Source organism: Candidatus Contendobacter odensis Run_B_J11, from assembly GCF_000531125.1.
Taxonomy (GTDB): domain Bacteria; phylum Pseudomonadota; class Gammaproteobacteria; order Competibacterales; family Competibacteraceae; genus Contendibacter; species Contendibacter odensensis.
Genome location: NZ_CBTK010000295.1, coordinates 98,562 through 117,075, shown reverse-complemented (window position 1 = coordinate 117,075; position 18,514 = coordinate 98,562). Strand labels below are relative to the sequence as shown.

At 58.6% G+C, this 18,514-nt stretch carries 21 protein-coding genes; 10 read left to right on the top strand and 11 right to left on the bottom strand.

Features of this window, described 5'->3' with window-relative positions; all coding sequences use genetic code 11:
• Window positions 1-46: 46 nt before the first annotated feature.
• Window positions 47-1,504: a DUF4268 domain-containing protein gene (locus BN874_RS19420; RefSeq protein ID WP_034436033.1), complete on the top strand. Its 1,458-nt coding sequence runs from the start codon at window positions 47-49 to the stop codon at window positions 1,502-1,504.
• 187 nt (window positions 1,505-1,691) lie between these two features.
• On the opposite strand, the gene BN874_RS19415 is transcribed toward BN874_RS19420, so the two are convergent.
• The 10 genes from BN874_RS19415 to metX are packed head-to-tail and all read right to left on the bottom strand — an operon-like array spanning window position 1,692 to window position 8,588.
• Entirely contained in the window at window positions 1,692-2,492 is an 801-nt protein-coding gene (locus BN874_RS19415; RefSeq protein ID WP_034436031.1) for an ABC transporter permease, read from the bottom strand.
• On the bottom strand, window positions 2,489-3,241 hold the full coding sequence (locus BN874_RS19410; protein ID WP_034436029.1) for an ABC transporter ATP-binding protein: 753 nt from the start codon (window positions 3,239-3,241) through the stop codon (window positions 2,489-2,491). Before BN874_RS19410 ends, BN874_RS19415 begins: the two co-directional genes overlap by 4 nt.
• The gene (locus tag BN874_RS19405) at window positions 3,234-3,623 is read right to left on the bottom strand and encodes a Rieske (2Fe-2S) protein (protein ID WP_051498096.1); all 390 of its coding nucleotides are present in this window, start codon (window positions 3,621-3,623) and stop codon (window positions 3,234-3,236) included. The genes BN874_RS19410 and BN874_RS19405 overlap by 8 nt, the downstream gene beginning before the upstream one ends.
• A gap of 21 nt (window positions 3,624-3,644) precedes the next feature.
• Window positions 3,645-4,790 carry a type II secretion system minor pseudopilin GspK gene (gene gspK / locus BN874_RS19400; RefSeq protein ID WP_154725032.1) on the bottom strand — a complete coding sequence of 382 codons (1,146 nt, stop codon included), beginning with the start codon at window positions 4,788-4,790 and terminating at the stop codon, window positions 3,645-3,647.
• The gene (gene gspJ / locus BN874_RS19395; protein ID WP_081756534.1) at window positions 4,756-5,367 is read right to left on the bottom strand and encodes a type II secretion system minor pseudopilin GspJ; all 612 of its coding nucleotides are present in this window, start codon (window positions 5,365-5,367) and stop codon (window positions 4,756-4,758) included. Before gspJ ends, gspK begins: the two co-directional genes overlap by 35 nt.
• Window positions 5,364-5,825 (bottom strand): type II secretion system minor pseudopilin GspI, encoded by a 462-nt coding sequence (gene gspI, locus BN874_RS19390; protein WP_051498094.1) that lies wholly within the window; start codon window positions 5,823-5,825, stop codon window positions 5,364-5,366. Before gspI ends, gspJ begins: the two co-directional genes overlap by 4 nt.
• Complete coding sequence (gspH, locus tag BN874_RS19385; protein WP_051498093.1) at window positions 5,822-6,337, bottom strand: type II secretion system minor pseudopilin GspH; 516 nt, start codon at window positions 6,335-6,337, stop codon at window positions 5,822-5,824. The genes gspI and gspH overlap by 4 nt, the downstream gene beginning before the upstream one ends.
• A gap of 3 nt (window positions 6,338-6,340) precedes the next feature.
• Window positions 6,341-6,802 carry a type II secretion system major pseudopilin GspG gene (gene gspG / locus BN874_RS19380; protein WP_034436091.1) on the bottom strand — a complete coding sequence of 154 codons (462 nt, stop codon included), beginning with the start codon at window positions 6,800-6,802 and terminating at the stop codon, window positions 6,341-6,343.
• 39 nt (window positions 6,803-6,841) lie between these two features.
• Window positions 6,842-7,435: a methionine biosynthesis protein MetW gene (metW, locus tag BN874_RS19375; protein WP_034436024.1), complete on the bottom strand. Its 594-nt coding sequence runs from the start codon at window positions 7,433-7,435 to the stop codon at window positions 6,842-6,844.
• Window positions 7,425-8,588, bottom strand: coding sequence for a homoserine O-succinyltransferase MetX (metX, locus tag BN874_RS19370; RefSeq protein ID WP_034436021.1), 1,164 nt, complete (start codon window positions 8,586-8,588; stop codon window positions 7,425-7,427). The genes metW and metX overlap by 11 nt, the downstream gene beginning before the upstream one ends.
• Window positions 8,589-8,775: 187 nt before the next feature.
• On the opposite strand from metX, the gene BN874_RS25220 reads away from it, so the two are divergent.
• The 3 genes from BN874_RS25220 (at window position 8,776) to BN874_RS19355 (ending at window position 10,570) form a co-directional block, all read left to right on the top strand.
• Complete coding sequence (locus tag BN874_RS25220) at window positions 8,776-9,120, top strand: phasin family protein (protein ID WP_034436019.1); 345 nt, start codon at window positions 8,776-8,778, stop codon at window positions 9,118-9,120.
• Between the two features lie 316 nt (window positions 9,121-9,436).
• On the top strand, window positions 9,437-10,093 hold the full coding sequence (locus tag BN874_RS19360) for a tetratricopeptide repeat protein (protein ID WP_195912231.1): 657 nt from the start codon (window positions 9,437-9,439) through the stop codon (window positions 10,091-10,093).
• Window positions 10,094-10,180: 87 nt separating this feature from the next.
• On the top strand, window positions 10,181-10,570 hold the full coding sequence (locus BN874_RS19355; RefSeq protein WP_034436016.1) for a DUF4280 domain-containing protein: 390 nt from the start codon (window positions 10,181-10,183) through the stop codon (window positions 10,568-10,570).
• A 10-nt stretch (window positions 10,571-10,580) separates the two neighbouring features.
• Here the strand turns inward: BN874_RS19355 and hrpB are convergent, their stop codons facing one another.
• The gene (gene hrpB / locus BN874_RS19350) at window positions 10,581-13,151 is read right to left on the bottom strand and encodes an ATP-dependent helicase HrpB (protein WP_051498099.1); all 2,571 of its coding nucleotides are present in this window, start codon (window positions 13,149-13,151) and stop codon (window positions 10,581-10,583) included.
• A gap of 179 nt (window positions 13,152-13,330) precedes the next feature.
• On the opposite strand from hrpB, the gene BN874_RS19345 reads away from it, so the two are divergent.
• The 6 genes from BN874_RS19345 (at window position 13,331) to BN874_RS19320 (ending at window position 18,426) form a co-directional block, all read left to right on the top strand.
• Window positions 13,331-13,687, top strand: a complete 357-nt coding sequence (locus BN874_RS19345; protein ID WP_034436013.1) for a DUF2173 family protein — start codon at window positions 13,331-13,333, stop codon at window positions 13,685-13,687.
• 43 nt (window positions 13,688-13,730) lie between these two features.
• Window positions 13,731-14,117 (top strand): DUF2173 family protein, encoded by a 387-nt coding sequence (locus BN874_RS19340; RefSeq protein ID WP_034436010.1) that lies wholly within the window; start codon window positions 13,731-13,733, stop codon window positions 14,115-14,117.
• A 10-nt stretch (window positions 14,118-14,127) separates the two neighbouring features.
• Window positions 14,128-14,466: a DUF2173 family protein gene (locus BN874_RS19335; RefSeq protein ID WP_230314498.1), complete on the top strand. Its 339-nt coding sequence runs from the start codon at window positions 14,128-14,130 to the stop codon at window positions 14,464-14,466.
• Between the two features lie 160 nt (window positions 14,467-14,626).
• Window positions 14,627-16,546: a L,D-transpeptidase family protein gene (locus tag BN874_RS19330; protein WP_051498092.1), complete on the top strand. Its 1,920-nt coding sequence runs from the start codon at window positions 14,627-14,629 to the stop codon at window positions 16,544-16,546.
• Window positions 16,547-16,627: 81 nt separating this feature from the next.
• The gene (truA, locus tag BN874_RS19325) at window positions 16,628-17,419 is read left to right on the top strand and encodes a tRNA pseudouridine(38-40) synthase TruA (protein ID WP_051498091.1); all 792 of its coding nucleotides are present in this window, start codon (window positions 16,628-16,630) and stop codon (window positions 17,417-17,419) included.
• Between the two features lie 158 nt (window positions 17,420-17,577).
• Window positions 17,578-18,426: a sterol desaturase family protein gene (locus BN874_RS19320; RefSeq protein WP_034436008.1), complete on the top strand. Its 849-nt coding sequence runs from the start codon at window positions 17,578-17,580 to the stop codon at window positions 18,424-18,426.
• The last annotated feature ends 88 nt before the right edge of the window (window positions 18,427-18,514 follow it).

Here is an 18,514-nt window from a genome sequence, read left to right as displayed (position 1 = left end):
TATAAATTTTTCAGAAGGGTGTGTTGAAAAATTCCACAACCTGTAAATGATTGCTATAGCATTTACTAAAACTGCTACCGTGGCGGTTGTCGATGTAACGATGGGAGGAACCACTGCCGAAAGTCTTAAAGAAAAGTTCGCGGAAATCGGTAAGCAGGATTCCGCCAAAGCGTTGGAGGAACTCAGAGATAAAATACGCGATGCGGTTAATGTAAAACTTAAATCTTTGGGTAAAAATCGAGTTGTAGTATTCGTTGATGATTTAGATAGATTGGCGCCCGAAAAGGCAGTCGAGCTTTTGGAGGTTCTGAAAATATTTATGGATGTTCCCAACTGCGTTTTCGTTCTGGCGGTAGACTATGGAGTTGTAACCCAGGGTCTGGAAAAGAAATTTGGTGTTAGCGTTGGACATTCTAAAGGAAAGAGTTTCTTTGACAAAATCATCCAGCTTCCTTTCGCTATCCCGATAGCTCAATACAACATATCCGCCTATATCCAGAATCTTTTATCGAATATGAACATTGCCTGCTCTGGAGAAGAGATCAACACATACCGGGAAATTGTGGACTATTCCATTGGATGCAACCCAAGAGGCATGAAGCGACTCTTTAATTCGTTTATTCTTCTTAATACCGTTGCTACTAAAAAAAGAATGTTTGATGGAACGGACGGTATCAAAGTTAAAGATAAACAGCGAATATTATTTGCCGCTTTATGCCTCCAGATGGCTTTCCAAGAAATATACGAGTTCATGATAAAAAATAAAAATGATCTGGATACTTATTTTTTTGAAGGCATCAAGGATTTAGAAAAATTAAAAACGGATGGTGCATTTGAAGAGATCAGAAAAAATATTCCGATTAAAGAGGAATTATACTACAGCAAAATCGCTGACTTCATGGAGCTTTTTTACAACAGTCTCCAATTGAATAATGACTTGGAAAACTTATCGGATGAAGAGTTGAGTAACTTGAAAAACATCCTTTCTTTCTCGGCAATAACTGCAAACGCACCACCGGGAAAAATACAGCCCCAAACAGGTAGGACAACCAATAATACAGAGTTCTGGAAGTACTTTTTAGATAAAATAAAAGGGAGATCTGTGCTATTTCAAAGCATCAGCCCAAGCAGTGCGGGATGGCTTGCAAGTGGTGGCGGTGTGGGTGGCATAACCTACGTAGTCGCGGTACATAGAAAGTCCGTGACATGTTCGTTGTCACTGTACCGAAGCATTAAGGATGAAAATAAAAAAATATTTGATGATCTGGAAAAATCTAAAGCTGAAATTGAAACAAAAATGGGCAAGCCGTTGGAATGGAGAAGAATGAATGATAAAAAAGGTAGCAACATCGACTCTGAAACGACCGGAATAGACGTTTATAACCGAGGAGACTGGCCCAGAATAACTGAATTTTTAATTGAAGAGATTAATAAAATGGAAAATGTATTCGGCGAGTACTTAAAAGGCTACAAGGCAAGAGGAGAAGTTAAAAGCGGTATATAAAAACTAGCTACGATTATTTACTGATGGCCGACGATGCGCCGCTGGTGATGCTGTCTGCTTACATGGACGACCGCCAGCCCCTTCGCCATTCAACCGCCGGCCCGGCGTGGCATTGAATGGAAGTGGCGCTGCATAACACGATGCTGACAGTGTGAATCGCATTAACTATGAGCGAACGGCTCACCCGTTATTCTCCCGATTGCAACAACGATCCACGTTCCCGTGCCTGATGAACAGCGGCCAGAAACAGGCCAATGCCGAGGCTGAGGTAGCCGGCGTTCAGCAGCAAGGCGTAGAGCAGTTGATCCAGCCGAAAGGTATGCTCCAACAGCACCGCCCGCATCCCCTCAAACACATGGCTGGCGGGTAATACCCAGGACAGCGGTTGCAGCCAGCCGGGCAGCGTAGCCACCGGATAATAAATCCCGCACAGCGGCGCCAGGGCGAAGATCGCCGCCCAGGCGATGCTTTCCGCACCCATCCCATAGCGCAATACCAGCGCCGCCACCATCAAGCCAATCGCCCAGCCCATCAGCAGCAGGTTGAAAAAAAACCCGATCAGTGACGGCCCCAGCGTAAACAGATTGAAACCATAAAATGGAATTGCCAGCGCCACCGCGATCCCCACCCCGATCAGAGTGCGCACCAGACTGATAAATATCAGAGCTAAAATCAATTCGAGCGGTTGCAGTGGGCTGATGAATAACTGCCCCAGATTGCGGGAATGCAGCTCCTCAAAGAACACCACCGACAGACCCAACTGGCTGCGAAACAGCACGTCCCACAGCAGGACGCCCGACAGCAACAATCCCGCCGCCTGATTCAGCACATCGCTATGGCCGGCCAGATATTGAGTGATAAAGCCCCACAGGATCATTTGCACCGTCGGCCAGTAGGCCAGTTCGAGTACCCGAATCCAGGAACCGCGCAGCAGGTAGAGATAGCGCAGCGCCAGCGCACTAATCCGGCGCAGGGAAATGGCGCTCACGCTATCACCTCGCCGCTCTGAATACCTCGGGCAATGTCGAGAAACACTTCTTCCATGTCTTTACGTCCATAACGATGAATCAATTCACGCGGAGCGCCGGTCGCGACAATATGCCCCGCCCGCAGCATGATGACCTGATCGCAAAGTCGTTCCACTTCGCTCATGTTGTGGGAGGCAAGTAGCAGCGTAGCCCCACTCCGGGTTTGATAATCGGTCAGGGTGCGACGCATCCGGTCGGCAGTGTCGGGATCGAGCGAGGCGGTGGGTTCGTCCAGCAACAGGATTTCCGGCTCGTTCAATAGTGCCTTAGCCAGCGCCACGCGGGTTTTCTGACCGGCGGACAGGCTGCCGTAGGGGCGTTTGAAGAAGTCGGCAATATCCAAATCCCGCCCCAGGATGTCCAGCCGTTCACGGATGCGGCGCACCCCATACAGCCGGGCGTAGACCGTCAGGTTTTCCGCCACCGTCAACCGTTGCGGCAAATCCATGTAGGGCGAGGAGAAATTCATCCGCGGTAACACCCGCTGGCGGTGACGCGGCACCTCCTCGCCGAGAATGCGAATCTGACCGCTGGTCGGCAGCAATAATCCCAGCAACATTGCAATGGTGGTAGTCTTGCCGGCCCCGTTGCCTCCTAACAATGCGCAGGTCGCACCCGGTGTCACCGAGAAACTGATACCGTCCACCGCTCGCACTGAACCGTAATGTTTGCACAGGCTTTCGACCCGGATCACGGCGTACTCAGTCATGGCTGCGCCCTAGAGATTCGAGTGCGACCAGCCAACCCTCCCGGACGGTCACGGCGATGCGCTGCAAGGATTGGCGAACGCAGGGACCGGACACACAGTAACCGTCCTCGATGCGGAACAGCGCGCCGTGAATGCCGCACTGAATCACCGTGCCGGTAAGGTCCAGAAACTCGTCGGGTTCCCATTCCATCGGCGCAAAGGTATGCGGGCAACGGTTGCGGTAGGCGTAAATCCCTGCCGGGGTGCGTACTACCAGGATGTCGGCGTAACGGGCTGCGGGATCGAGGGCAAACCCTTTGCTCTGACCTTCAGGCAGATCGTCCAAACGACAGAGAATCTGTTCTTCCGGCTGGTGCAATGACTGACCAAGCGCTGTTGACATGGTGCGTTCTCCCAACGGTTCTCAATCCTGATTGCCGAAACTGCGCCGCAGGATGCGAACGCCGTTCTCATCGCGATACAACGTGCTGTATAGGACTGCCCGCCCGTCGCCTACCCGCGCCTCGGCTCGCAGCAGAAAATACTGACTGGCGGTACTCAGCCCCGCTTTGACTGGTGCTTCCACCGTGAGCTTGGCCGCGTTCAGGAACTCATCCACGTTTTTGTAGCCCGCTGTCGGCCGGCTTTGCAGCAGACGTTCCACGTCCGCCGGCGTGAGTCCATCGCCCAGCGCCGCCAACACTGGTGCCAGTGCGGTATTGACGTTCAGCGGAGTGCCGGGCGGCAGAGTACAGATGTAGAGCGCCAGCTTGTCGTAAGCCTCCCGGTCCATGCCTTTGACCAATCGCAATTCGGACGCACTAATAAACGGGCGATTTGCGGCCAGATACGGAGGATTCAGTACCGTGTAGTCACCGTCTTCAGCGCCGCCGGGAAATAGCGGATCGGAGTCGGGATCGATCCAGTCAGCGATGGCCTGCGCCAGTTCCGGCTTCAGTTCGAGATTTTCCAGCAGACGTTGCAGCCCCTTGATTTGCCCCTGATCGAGTCCAGCCTTGGCGGTGGATTTATCCGGCTGCGCCGGTTTGGGCGGGGTCAGCGCTGGTTTGGGTGCGGCCTCTGCACCTTCTTCCGCTGACTCCGGTCTCTTCTCGTCTTCGCTTGGCGAACGCTCCTGCTTGGGATCGGCGGCCGGCGCTAGTCCGCCCGGCGCGGGTCGCCATAGGTTGTTAAGATTGAAACAGCCCTGCAAGTCGCTGACGCGGGCCGTGATCGTACCGCCTTCGACCGGCAGGGCCAGCGGCAGGTTGGCCCACTCCTCGCCGGGATGGTCGGTTTCGCTGTTCTGACGATCACGGATTAGAACGATCACCGCTTCTTGTTCAGCACCGAGCGTATACAACCGGGCCTGCTGCTGGTGCATAAGCACGGTGCTACGTCGGATAGCCCGCTGTTGCAGCGCGGCCAGGCTGGTGGCAGCGATACTGGCGATGAATACGATCAGCAGCACGGTGATCAGAGCGACGCCGCCTTGGCGAGAGCGATCAGGCAACATATCGGAACGTGAAACCGGATCAGCCGGGCAACAGCAACAAGCGGGTGATTTCACCCCAATCCTCCAGGGTCAGGCTGATTTCCAGCGCACGCGGCATGGGATCAGGAACTTTCTGATCGGTCTCGGCGTTGGCGGGGGGCGGCCAGTCGTTGCGCCAGTCGTCCCGATCCAGGAAGCGGACCTTAAATGCGCGTACCTGCTCCAGCAGCAGAGTCTCGCGTGGTTCGATCCGTCCGCCCCGGTCCAGTACCGGCCAGTACAGTCGCCACAGCCGGCCCTCCCGCAGCCGGTAGGCGACTCGCTGGGTATTGGCGCGGGGCTGGCCGAGCGGATTGTCCCAGCCAGCGCGGCTCAGAGTGAGACGGTCATCGCTAAGTTCGTCGCCGAGCAGAGCAGCCTGAGGATCGCCGTACTCGTCGCGGATGCTGCGCGGCACGGCTTGTTCAATATCCTGTTCCAGCCGATAAATCGCCAGTTGCACCGCCGCCAGCCGCTGGCTTTGTGTTTCCACTGCGGCACGGGTAAACAGCACATTGCGCAAACCGCTGTAGGCGGCAATGGACATAATCGAAAACACGGCCAGCGCCACCAGCAGTTCCAGCAGGGTAAAACCACGCATTGCGGTCTTCATGGTGAGGGCTGCCGGCTCTTGGGGAAGGGCGACTTATCTTTGGATGCAGGCGACTGACCCGCTGGCGTCGTCGGATCAGTGGGCGCTTTCTCCGGCGGCTTGCCCTTGAAGGCCACCAACTTGCTCAACTCCGCTCCATTTTCGCTGGCACGCACCGTGAGATCGAGGCGACGCAGATCGGGATCATCGGTTTTACTGAAGCGCGCTTCCCAACGCCAGGTGCGGTTGGCCAGCTCAGCGTTGCCGGTGCGGGAACCTTCAGCGGGCCAGGGCTTGGATTCCAGCAGTAGCCCATTGATCTGGTTGAGAGCCACCCAACTGGCAAAGGTCTGGTCGCGCAGCGTAGCGACGGTATTGATGCTCTGGGTAGCAGCGCCGATGATCGCGCCCATGGCTATCGCCAGCACCGCCAGCGCCACCAGCACTTCCAGCAGGGTGAAGCCGGTTTGCGATCTCATCGAGCGCCTGCGCCCACCGTCAGCCGGCCCAGCAGATCACCGGCGACCCGATAGAGCGGCGCATCCGGCCCGCGCTCGTCGGCAAGGCTGAACACGGTGACGAACTCGGTGGTTTCCCCGCTGTTGAGCAACACCACCTGCGGGTCACCGGCGGCGTTCAGTTCGGCAGGCCGCCCCTCGACCCACAACCCCAAGTTAATGTCCTCAGGCAGTTGGTGCCGGATCAAGGTGGCGGCAGCGGTGGGAGCGTGCCATTGGCCATTCTCGCCCAAGCTCAAGACGGCGTAGCCGGTGCGGCTAAACCGGATGCCACGCGGCTCGCCGCTCATAATCGCTTCCTGCTGGTGCAATTCCACCAGCACCGCCAGTCGTTGCGCCTCTTCCGCCAGTCGCTCCTGCGACCCGCCGCTCACTGCCAACAGAGCGAAGCTGGTGATGATGCCAATCAGCACTAACACCACCATGACCTCCAGCAGGGTAAAGCCGTTCGTAAGCCGACCAGCGGCGGACATGGGTTACTCGTCCAGATTCCAATTGCCAATATCGGCATCCACGCCCTCACCGCCCGGCTGACCATCGGCGCCCAACGAGTAAATATCGAGTTCGCCGTGCTGGCCGGGGCTGAGGTACTGATACGGCTTGCCCCACGGATCTTTGGGCAGCTTGTCCAGATAGCCGCCTTGCTGCCAATGTTGCGCATCGGCGGGTTTCTGTACCAGCGCTTCCATCCCCTGCTCAGTGGTCGGATAGCGGAAGTTGTGCAGCCGGTACAAGTCCATCTGGTTCTTGATCACCCGGATGTCCTGCTTGGCCTTGACGACGCGGGCCTTGTCGGGGTTATCCATGATCCGTGGCACCACCACCGCCGCCAGAATGCTGAGGATCACCACCACCACCATCACTTCAATCAAGGTAAAGCCGTATGGCCGGGTGGTGCGGCTATTGCGCCGGGAGCGGTAGAAAACAGACAGGCTAATCAAGGTTAAATCTCCAGAGTCCGGTTGTGACGGCGCGATTCAGGCGCGACCCAGTCGGTACAAGGCAATTTCGCCCAGCAAGTTGGGCCACCATGATGGCCCCCGATGGGGACGGTGGGCATGATCCAGCACCATGCGTTGCAAGATATCGATCCGCTTGCGTCGGCACAGTTCCTCAAAATCGCGCAGGGTGAAAAGGTGGACGTTCGGGGTGTCGTACCACTGGTAGGGTAAGGTCTTGACTACCGGCATGAAGCCTTGCAGGGCAATCTGCATCCGGCAGCGCCAGAAGCCGAAATTGGGAAAGGTCACGATACCCTGCCGGCCCACCCGCAGCATTTCATCCAGCAGCGCCTCGGTGTGCTTCACCGCTTGCAGGGTTTGGGTCATGATCACATAGTCGAAACTGGCATCGCCAAAATCTGCCAGCCCCGCTTCCAGGTCCGCGTGAATGACGTTCACCCCGGTCTGGATGCATTTGACCAGGTTGGCGGTGTCGATCTCCAGGCCGTAACCACTGGCCTGCCGGTATTGGTGCAGATAGGCCAGCAGCGCGCCATCGCCGCAACCCAGATCCAGCACCCGGGCACCGGGGCGAATCCACTCGCTGATCAGTTCCAGCTCAGGCCGCATGGGCGTTGACCTCCTGGGCGACCCGCGTCAGATAGGCGCGTAACGTATCGTGGTAGAGCGGGATCGGCATCAGAAAAGCGTCGTGGCCGAACTCCGAAGGGATCTCGACATAGCTCACTTCGCGCCCGGCCCGCACCAGCGCCTGCACGATCTCACGCGAGCGGGCTGGCGCAAATCGCCAGTCGCTGGTGAAGGAAACTACCAGAAACCGCGCCAGCGCCCGGTGAAAAGCGACCGACAAATCCTGATCGAAATCGGCAGCGGGATCGAAGTAGTCGAGGGTCTTGGTGATCAGCAGATAGGTATTGGCATCGAAGCGATCCACGAAGGCATGACCCTGGTGGCGCAAATAGCTCTCCACCTGAAATTCGGTATCGAAGTTGAAGTTGAAGTCAATTTTGCCTTCGCGCAACTCGCGGCCAAACTTGGCGCGCATCCCTTCGTCGGACAGATAGGTGATATGACCGAGCATCCGAGCCAGCATCAGCCCACGGCGAGGCACCACCCCAAACTCGTAATAATGACCGTGATGGAAATCAGGATCGGACAAGATCGCCTGCCGCGCCACTTCGTTAAAAGCGATATTCATCGCCGACAGGCGCGGCGCGGCGGCGATCACCAGCGCATGGCGCACCCGGTCGGGAAAGGTGATCGCCCATTGCATCGCCTGCATTCCGCCGAGACTGCCGCCGATGATCGCCGCCCATTGGATGATGCCCAACCGGTCGGCCAGCCGCGCCTGACTGCGTACCCAGTCCTTGACCGTGACAATGGGAAAGTCGGGACCGTGCGGCTTGCGGGTTTCCGGGTTGATGGCGGTCGGGCCGGTGGAGCCTTTGCAACCGCCGAGGTTGTTGCAGCACACCACGAAGAACGCACCGGTATCTATCGGCCTGCCGGGGCCGATGCAGTTATCCCACCAGCCGGGTTTGGTTGGATCATCCTCGTAGTAGCCGGCGACGTGATGATCGCCTGACAGCGCATGGCAGATCAGTACCGCGTTGCTGTGATCGGCGTTCAGCGTGCCATAGCTTTCGTAAACAAGGTCGTAAGCCACCAGCGCCCGGCCGCAGTCCAGCGCCAGCGGTTCGGTAAAATGAGCAGTCTGGGGGCTGACCAGACCGATGGAATTCGAGGGAAATGGGTGCGGCATAGAGTTCCTGGCTGTCGTGGTGAAATCCTTGAGGATGGGGCGAAATCGGGCGTCAAGTCTAATCGGCGCCGGGTTTGGCGGCAATGCGGTAGCGCAGGAGGTCGCGATCAGGCCATGCTTTATATGTTGCATTGCAATAATTTTTGCTATAATGAAAATGGTACGTCATACCAATCGGGAGAACGTCATGAACGAAACACCTGCTGCGTGGGTCAATCCGCTCCAACCTTGGGTTGCGCCGTTGACCCGGTTTAATCAGTTCGTGGTTGGGCAAGTGGAGCAGTGGGCCTCGCTCCAGATGAGCAGCCTGAAAGCCTATGTCGATTTGGGTGCCGCACAGGTTCGGGTTGCGCTCAAAATTACTGACCCGCACAGCCTGAATGAATTCGTTGACAGTCAGTTCGCGGTGTTGAGCTTTGTGGGTCACCGGGTGCTGGATGATAACCGGGCGTTGGCGGAGTGGGGCACTAATTACCAAACCCAGGCGAATCGCCTGTCCCGGGAAAACCTGCTGGGCCTGCTGTTCAAGTAAAGCCACAGTTACTGGATCGCCCAAGCCAAAGTGCCGCCCTTGGGGGCGGCATTATTTTTGGGCTATAGGGCCTTCAGCGCACAGTCTTTAGCATTTTTTGGTTCGCACACGCTATATTTATTCCCAGAACTTTCGCTTTCCGTCATTCCTGCGTAGGCGGGAATCCAGTCAGCCGCTGAAAAGTTTGGATACCCGCTTTCGCGGGTATGACGGATTTACGAGTTTAGCGAACGTCCTGATTCCATTGCAAAATCATCGCGAGCGGATATCCACGATGGCATGGCGCAAGGTGTTAATAATTGCAGGACTGATACTGGTGATAACACCGGTTCAAGCTGATGAACGGGCGGGTATGGCGGCCTTTGTCAAAGGCGACTACCGTACCGCATCGCTGGAATGGCGGCCGTTAGCCGAAAAGGGGCAAGCTGAGGCCCAGTTTAATCTGGGGGTACTGTATGACCAGGGTCTAGGGGTAAGTACGGATTATGCCCAAGCCGCCGACTGGTATCGGCGGGCCGCCGAGCAGGATCATGCCCAAGCCCAGTTCAATCTGGCCGTGCTGTACGCCAATGGCCTGGGTGTGGCGCAGAGTGACGCAGAAGCCGCCCGGTGGTACCGGCGGGCGGCGGTGCAGGGTCTAAGCGCGGCCCAATTTAATTTGGGCACCCTGCATGAGACTGGTGTTGGTATGAGCCAAGATTATAGACAGGCCGCCGACTGGTATCGGCGGGCCGCTGAACAAGGCCACGCCGCTGCTCAAAATAATCTTGGATTGTTGTACGCGAACGGGCAGGGCGTGACTCATGATCCAGTGATCGCCTATGCCTGGTATACCGTGGCGGCAGCGCAAGGCAACGCCAAGGCGCGGTTCAACCGCGACCAGATCGCCCGCAGCCTGAGTCCGGCGCAGGAGCAGGAAGGCGAGCGGCTGGCGACCGAGTATCGCCGCAGTGTTCGTCCGCCATATCCTTGAGTGCGTCCCCATTTTGGGACCGGTTTTCGGATAGGCTGGAACCCAACCCATTAGAGTTTATTCGCTATTCTCACGAGGTGTCTGCGTATGCCTATGCATGTCTGTAATACCGCAACGTTGATGTGCAGCTTTGGAGTGGCGCCGAGCACAATGATCGTACTCCCGCAAAACAAAGTAATGACCAGCAACATGCCCGCCGCCAATATCATGGACAATAAGCCCATAGCCAATATCCCACCGTTTGGCATGTGCATCACCCCGAGCAATCCGGCGGTAGCTTCGGCCACTGCGGCAGCGCTGGGGGTGCTGACCCCGATGCCCTGCGTCCCGGTCATCCCGGCGCCGTGGGTGGTGGGATCGCCGACGGTGCTGTTGGGCAACATGCCGGCGCTTAACAATACTTCCACGCTGATGTGCGCTTGGGGCGGGGTGATTACGATTACAGTTCCAGGTCAGGTTACCGAACAGATTCCCTGAGCTCGGAGGATTATTTGGAACCGGTTCGCCCCGCCGGTTGCGTTCGCCGGGTCGGAACCGCCGTCCACGGATCCTCCGGCCAAGGATGTTTTGGGTAACGGCCTTTTAACTCCTTCCTGACCTCGGCATAGGTTCGTTCCCAGAAACCGCGCAGATCCTGCGTCACCTGAATCGGTCGTTGCGCCGGTGATAATAGATGCAGGGTGACCGCAATCCGCCCATCGGCAATATGCGGGGTGTCGGCTAACCCGAACAATTCCTGCAACTTGACCGCCAGCGCCGGCGGTTGGCCGGGCGCATACTGCAATCGTAACCGCGAACCACTGGGCACGGGCAGATGAGTGGGCGCCCACTCGCTCAGCCGCGCCCGCAGTCGGCCATTGATCAGGCCATGCAGCGCCGCCGCCAGATCCAGCCGCTGCAAGTGTTCTTTCCGGCGGATGCCATCCAGCCACGGCGGCAACCAATCGGTGATGCGTTCCATCAGCCCGGCGTCGGATAGATCCGGCCAACCGTCCTCCGGGAACCAGTGCCGCAACGATAACACCCGCGCCTGTTCGTCGCGCAGCTCGCGGGTCCACGGCAGGCTGTTCAGGCCCAGTTGCCGCACCCCTGCCAACATCGCCCGCCGCAGCAATTCAGGATCAGCATCGGTCAGCGGCGCACTATGCAAAGCCAGTATACCCAGCCGTCGTTCGCGGCGAGCCACTATCGCTGCTTGCTGCTCGTTCCAGACCACTTCTTGCATCGTGCAAATGCGGGTGGCGAGATGCGTTTCCAGATCAGTCGGTTGCACCGGTGCAGCCAGCCAAATCCGACCCTCGTTACCGCCCGCATCCAGTTGCGCCGCCACCAGCCAATCGCGACCCAGCAGCGGATCAGCCGCCGCCAGCCGCGCCCCACGCCCGTTGGCGAGTTGATATCGATCCGCGCCGCCGTCGCGCCGCCGCGCCACCCGGTCGGGATAGGCCAGCGCCAGCAATAAACCCACGGTTTCCGCATCCGGCGCGGTTGCGGACACGGCAGCAACCCGCAATCGTTGCCGCCAGCGGCGCGCCGACTGTTCGACCCGGGCACAGGCAGCAGGATCGGCCTGCCAGCGTCGGGCACCCTCTCGCCCATCCCGCTGGAAGGCGTGCAAGGCGTCCAACCGAGCGGTGAGATCACAGCCGAACGCATGATCGCCGTGCAACAGGTCGCGTTCCTCCAGCAGGGCCGTAACATCCGCAGCCAGCGCACCGTGCCCAAGCGCCACTCCATGCCGCAGCAGATGCGCCAACCGGGGATGGGCCGGTAATTCTGCCAAATCCTGTCCGGTCGGTGTGATTCGACCCTGATCGTCCAGCGCCTCCAACTCGGTCAGCAGTTCCCGCGCCTGTGCCAGTGCGCCGGACGGTGGCGGGTCGAGCCAGGCCAGCGCGGCGGCATCGCTGATGCCCCATTGCGCCAGTTCCAGCGCCAGTGGCGCCAGATCCGCTTCGAGAATTTCCGGGATGCGCTGCGGCCGTAGCCGGCTCTGGGTGGCCTCGCTCCACAAACGGTAGCAATAGCCCGGCCCCAACCGACCGGCGCGACCGGCCCGCTGTTCAGCGGTGGCAGCAGAGATGCGGACCGTTTCCAGCCGGGTCAGACCGCTGCGCGGGTCAAAATACGGGGTTCGGGTCCAGCCGGCATCCACCACCACGGTCACGCCCTCAATGGTCAGGCTGGTTTCTGCGATAGGCGTCGCCAGCACCACTTTGCGCCGGCCAGCGGCATCGGGCTGGAGGGCGCGTTGCTGTTCAGCGCCCGGCAGATCGCCATACAACGGGGTCAGGGCCAAGTGAGCGCAAGCGGGTTCCGCTTCCAGGCGGCGTACCGCCTGACGAATTTCCGCGCCACCCGGCAGAAACACCAGCAGATCGCCGGCGTGGCCGGTGAGCGCATTCAATACGGCGCGGACGACGCTATGGATCAGATCCAAGCGGTCGTGATCGCGTGACAGATAGTGTCGGCTCACCGGATAGGCGCGGCCTGCACTGGTGATAAGGGGCGCATTGCCGAGCAGTTGCGCCACCGCTGCGCCCTCCAAAGTGGCCGACATCACCAGCAACCGCAGGTCTTCGCGCAAACCACGCTGGCTGTCCAGGCACAGCGCCAGCGCCAGATCGGCATGCAGGCTGCGCTCGTGGAACTCATCGAAGATCACCAGTCCTACGCCTTCCAACGCCGGATCGTGTTGCAAACGGCGGGTCAGAATGCCCTCGGTCAGTACCTCAATCCGGGTTTGGGGCGACACCCGGTTCTCAAAGCGGATGCGATAGCCGACGGTTTGGCCGACCGGCTCGTTGCGTTGCGCCGCCATGTGCGCTGCTGCTGCCCGTGCCGCCAGTCGCCGGGGTTCCAGTAGCAGCAGGGTTTGCCCAGCCAGCCAAGGTTCATCCAGCAGCGCCAGCGGCAACCGGGTCGTTTTCCCAGCGCCCGGTGGCGCTTGCAACACCAGGGCGGTGGCATCACGCAGCGCGGTACGGATAGCCGGCAGCGCTGGATCAATGGGCAGAACGACCGGATTGGCAGTGGCTGGAAGGAGGGTTGCGGACATAGTGAAGTCATACAGCAAAATGATTTCTGACAATTTTTCGGGACGTTGCAATGCCACATGCATTTGTGCGCCGCTTTGACTATGGTTTAAGGCAGAGGCACTTGATTTGAACCGTTCCCGCGCTCGGGTGAGCAAGCCCGTGCATCATACGCCAGCCACCCTTCGAGGATTACACCGGCATGAGTACCATCACCTATCTGCTGGCCCAACCCGGCGTCGTCGCTGTTGGCGAATATGCGTACCGGGGCGACCGATTTTCCTATCGGGGTGCTTTGAGCGAAGAACACGCCCGCATGGCTTCCATTATGTGCCGCGCCACGACCATGGGCGCCAATATGGAGGGCCAGATGCTCGAAGCCTTCCACCCGCATAACGGTTTGAATCCGCCGCGTGGGTGGATGGTGCATGGTCCTGACTATACCGTGTGCGTGATTGCCAATGTGTTTTGCCTGCTCGATAACACCAAGGCTTCGATTAACGACATCGTCAGGTTCATGCTGCAAGCGTTAGCCGGTATCAAAGCTGACCTGATTTAACCCGTCGCAACCCCCGTCCAGAGAATTCCAGGAGAAGCAACCCATGGCGACACTTGATGAACTGATGCAGCTACCCGGCGCGATGGCGGCGTTTGAATTTCGTGGCAGCGGTGAATTGCTGGACCACCGCATTGCCTATCCCGATCGGATCAACCCGGCCACTCTCGATCTGGTCGCTCATATGTGTTCGGCCAATATGAGCATTGCCACCATGCAGGCGCGGGGATGGGAGCAGGTCACCGCGATGAAGGGGTTCTACCCGATCCAGGAGTTCACCCTGATTGGCTTCGACTGGTCGGTGGTCGTGAGTGGTTTGGGCCGGGAGCGCCATAAGCAGGAGGGTAAATTCAGCTTGCCGCCGTTCTTGGGCGTGGTGATGTCCAATGAAAGCGCCGATTATGAGGCCGCATTCGCCATCCTGGAGCATTAGGAGCCACGCCATGAGCATGATCAAACGGTTACTGGCTCTGGATGGGGTCAATGTGGTCTGCCATTTCCGCGACGATGGCTATTTGTTGGAAGGCTACGGCCTGATGAGTCACGATAATATGGCGAGGCTGGCGCGCTTCGCGCATGACTACCGGCGGATGACCCAGGGCAATGCCGATCAATTGGCGATGTTCACCGGGATGCGGGGCTGGACTCCGCCACGGGGTTGGATCGTCCGGGGCGCCACGCAGTCAATATGCGGGGTCGGCAATCTGGTCTGCATTATGGACAGCATTGGTGCGCCGCTGAACGAAATCCTGTTGGAATTACACGAAATCTCGCATTGGTAGAACGTGGGAATCATCCGCAGATTTTGTGATCCAATGACAATAAGGAACAGCGATCCGATTATTTGTTATTTTGCATAGTAAGCAGTGGCTATTTTGATACTTTGTTGGTACGATGATACGACATTGTCGGTTTCCCATGAACGCTAGGTCCGTTGTCACCATGTCCAAATCAATTCTGATGCCGGTGTGGCTTTGCGCCCTGCTGGGCGCTTGTACTCTCAATGCGGTGCCGGTGGTGGCGCAAGTCGCCGGCGGCCCCACATTACCGAGCCAGAGTACCGCCACCCACAGTCCGGCTAAACCGGCAGCCCCGATCATCGCCAGTCTGCATGATCACCCGCTTCCAGCAGCGACCAGCCAGGAACCGGAAGCGCCGGCGGCAGCGGTTGAAGAAACCGAACCGGCAGCGACTGGGGAAGCGCCGCCACCGGTGGAAACGGTCATAGCAGCGCCGCTTTTGCCGCCCTGTCCCCAAAGCGCTGGCGGGATCGACAACCGGATCGCTGTCCAGATTTGCCAGCGGGTACGCACTGAGCCACCACTGACCCGGCTGACGGTTCAAGGCCGTGTCTTGCGGACGCTGGAACCGACGATCCAATTCTACGTTCAGCGTGATTACCAGGCGGGCTGGTTGAATGCTGACGGCCGTCCATCACCCGCAGTAGACGCCCTGCTGAAGGCTATCGGCGAGGCTGATCAGGAAGGTCTGCACAGCGCCGACTACTATCCAGCCGAGTTACGCAAACGACTCAAAATTCTGCAACAGGACGGATCGGCAACGGGTGACAGTGCATTGGCCGAATTTGATCTGTTACTTACCGACACCTATCTGACCTACGGTTCGCATCTGCTGGCGGGTCGGTTCTCGCCCCGTAAAATCGATCCTGAATGGGCGATCAAGCCGCGCACCCGCGATCTGGCGGTGGTGCTGCAAGAAGCCTTGGGCAGCAACACGGTAGGCGAATCATTGCGGGCGCTGAAGCCACAGGGTAAGGGTTATGTTCGGTTGCGCGAAGTGTTGCACCACTACCGGGAGGTTGCGGCAAAAGGCGGCTGGCCGACCGTCGCCGCCGGCCCGAATCTGGCGCTGGGTTCCCAAGGTCAGCGGGTGCAGGATTTGCGGATCCGGCTTCAGGCCAGCAGCGATCTGAGCGGCAGCGCCTCTGGTAAAAATGCATCAGCGCTGTTCGACAAACCGGTAGCGGAGGCGGTGCGCCGGTTTCAGAAGCGGCACGGCCTGGTCGAGAGTGGCGTGGTCAACACCGCAACGCTGACGGCGCTGAATGTGCCGGTGTCCGAGCGCATTCGTCAGGTCGAGTTGAATCTGGAGCGCTGGCGCTGGCTGCCGGACGATTTCGGGGCGCGCTATATCCTGGTCAACATTCCCAGTTTCAAAATGAACGTATTCGAGGATGGCAAAGCCGTCATCGAATCCAATGTGGTGGTGGGGCGACAGGAACGGCAGACCCCGACCTTTACCGCCAACATGGCCTATCTGGTGCTCAGTCCCAAATGGAACGTGCCGCAATCCATTGCGGTGAAGGACAAATTGCCGCAGCTCAAGCGCAGCCCCTATGCCTTGGCGCGGCAGAACATCCGGGTGTTCAACCGCGCTGGTCAGGAGATCAACCCGGGCACGGTCAACTGGCAGGCGGTCAGCGCCAACAGCTTTAATTATCAGTTGCGTCAGGATGCCGGTCCGCGCAATGCACTGGGTGGGATCAAGTTCATGTTCCCGAATCCCTACAATGTCTATTTGCACGACACCCCGTCGCGTGAACTGTTCAGCCGCAATCAGCGCACCTTCAGTTCCGGCTGCATCCGAATTTCCAACCCGGTTGAACTGGCCGAGTATCTGCTGAAATTCGATCCGAAATGGACCCGCGACACCATTAAAACCGCGTCCACCAGTGGCAAGCAGCGCGTGGTCAATTTGCAGCAGGCCATGCCGGTTTATCTACTGTACTGGACCGCTTGGGTAGACGAGAACGGGCTGGCGCATTTCCGCGACGACATCTACCAGCGCGACAAACCGATGCTACGGGCGCTGTACGAAGGCAACGGCGGCAACGGCGTGTAGCACTGTACTTTCTTGCTCTATTGACGATCCCCCGACCGCACCGGCTGGGGGATTTTTTATTGGCGAATTCGAGCGAACAAGATGACGCGGGTGGCATTGAGCGTCCAATACGATGGGGCCGGCTTCCGGGGCTGGCAGATGCAGCGGACTGGAGTACGAACCGTACAGTCCAGTCTGGAACAGGCGCTGGCCCAGGTTGCGGATCATCCGATTCGACTGGTGTGCGCCGGTCGCACCGATACCGGGGTGCATGGCGTCGCCCAAGTGGCGCATTTCGACACGACAGCGGCGCGTTCGGTGCGAGCTTGGGTGCGCGGTGGCAATGCTCATCTGCCGCCCGACATCAGCTTGAACTGGGCCAGTGAAGTGCCGGATGATTTTCATGCCCGGTTTTCGGCGCTGACCCGTCGCTACCGGTATTTAATCCTCAACCAACCCCAGCGATCAGCGCTCTGGCACCAGCGGGCCACCTGGTATTACCGACCGCTCGATGCCGGTCGGATGCACGCCGCCGGGCAGGCATTGGTGGGCCAGCACGATTTCAGCGCCTTCCGCGCCGCCGAATGTCAGGCCCGGCATCCGGTTCGGGAAATTCTTGAACTGACGGTGCAACGGCATGGCGACGGTGTGGTGCTGGAGGTGGAAGCCAATGCTTTTTTGCATCACATGGTGCGCAATATCGCCGGGGTATTGCTGGCGATTGGTGCTGGCGACCGCCCGCTGGAATGGGCGCAGGAAGTGCTGGGACGGTGCGACCGAACTCAGGCTGGAGTCACTGCGCCTGCCGACGGTTTGTATCTGCTGGCGGTGCGTTATCCAGAGCGGTTCGATTTGCCGGCGTCAGCGCCAAGTCATTGGGGCTTCATTCGCTGACCCACTGTTGGCTTTGCCTGACCTGCACGATTCACCATGAGCGCTGAGCATCGGCAGCAAGGATTGCCGTAGTTTCTGGTGTCTATCCGCATTGCTGGCATCCATACTTTGCGGCACTAAAACAGGCGACCCGCGATCCGCTGACTGGAAAGTAGCCCATGACCCACCTATTACTGCATTACGAACCGATCATCCGTCTCAGCGGTTTCGCCGCAATGCTGGCGCTGATGATGCTGTGGGAATGGCGACAGCCGCGCCGGGTGCTGAACCTGCGACGCACTCAACGCTGGCCGGCTAACCTTGGCATCATCGTAGTGGATAGCGTAGTGGTGCGGCTGGTGTTCCCGGTGCTGGCGGTCGGGGTGGCAGGGCTGGCGGAGGCGCGGGGCTGGGGTCTGTTTCACTGGCTACCTGCCCCCTTGTGGCTGGCGGGCATCGCCTCCCTGCTGCTATTGGATTTAGCGATTTACGCCCAGCATGTGCTGTTCCATAAAGCGCCGCTGCTGTGGCGGCTGCATCGGATGCACCATTCCGATCTGGATTTCGATGTGACGACCGCCTTGCGCTTTCATCCGCTGGAAATTGTGCTGTCCATGCTGATCAAGCTGGGGGTGGTGGTGGCGTTGGGAGCGCCACCGGTGGTAGTGATGTTGTTCGAGGTGATCCTGAATGCCACCGCGATGTTCAATCATGGCAACGTCCACTTGCCGGAGCGGCTGGATCGGGGATTGCGCTGGCTGCTGGTAACGCCCGACATGCACCGGGTTCACCACTCGATCTACCCGGAAGAAACCAATAGCAATTTTGGTTTTAACCTGCCGTGGTGGGATCGGCTCTTTGGCACCTATCGGGAGCAACCGGGCGCTGGTCATATCGGCATGATCATTGGGTTAGAGTCTTTTCGCGACCAACGGGCCACCGGTTTAATGGATTTATTGTTGCAACCGTTTCTGAATGCTGAATCGAGTCCATCGAATTCAAGCCGTAATCTGGTTTTGCGCAAATAGGGTTGCGCTGGGTGTGGGGCGGGGGGCATCACCGGGATTTCGCTTTAGCGGTCTTCTGCGCTCAGCGCCGGTCGCATAAAACTGGCGG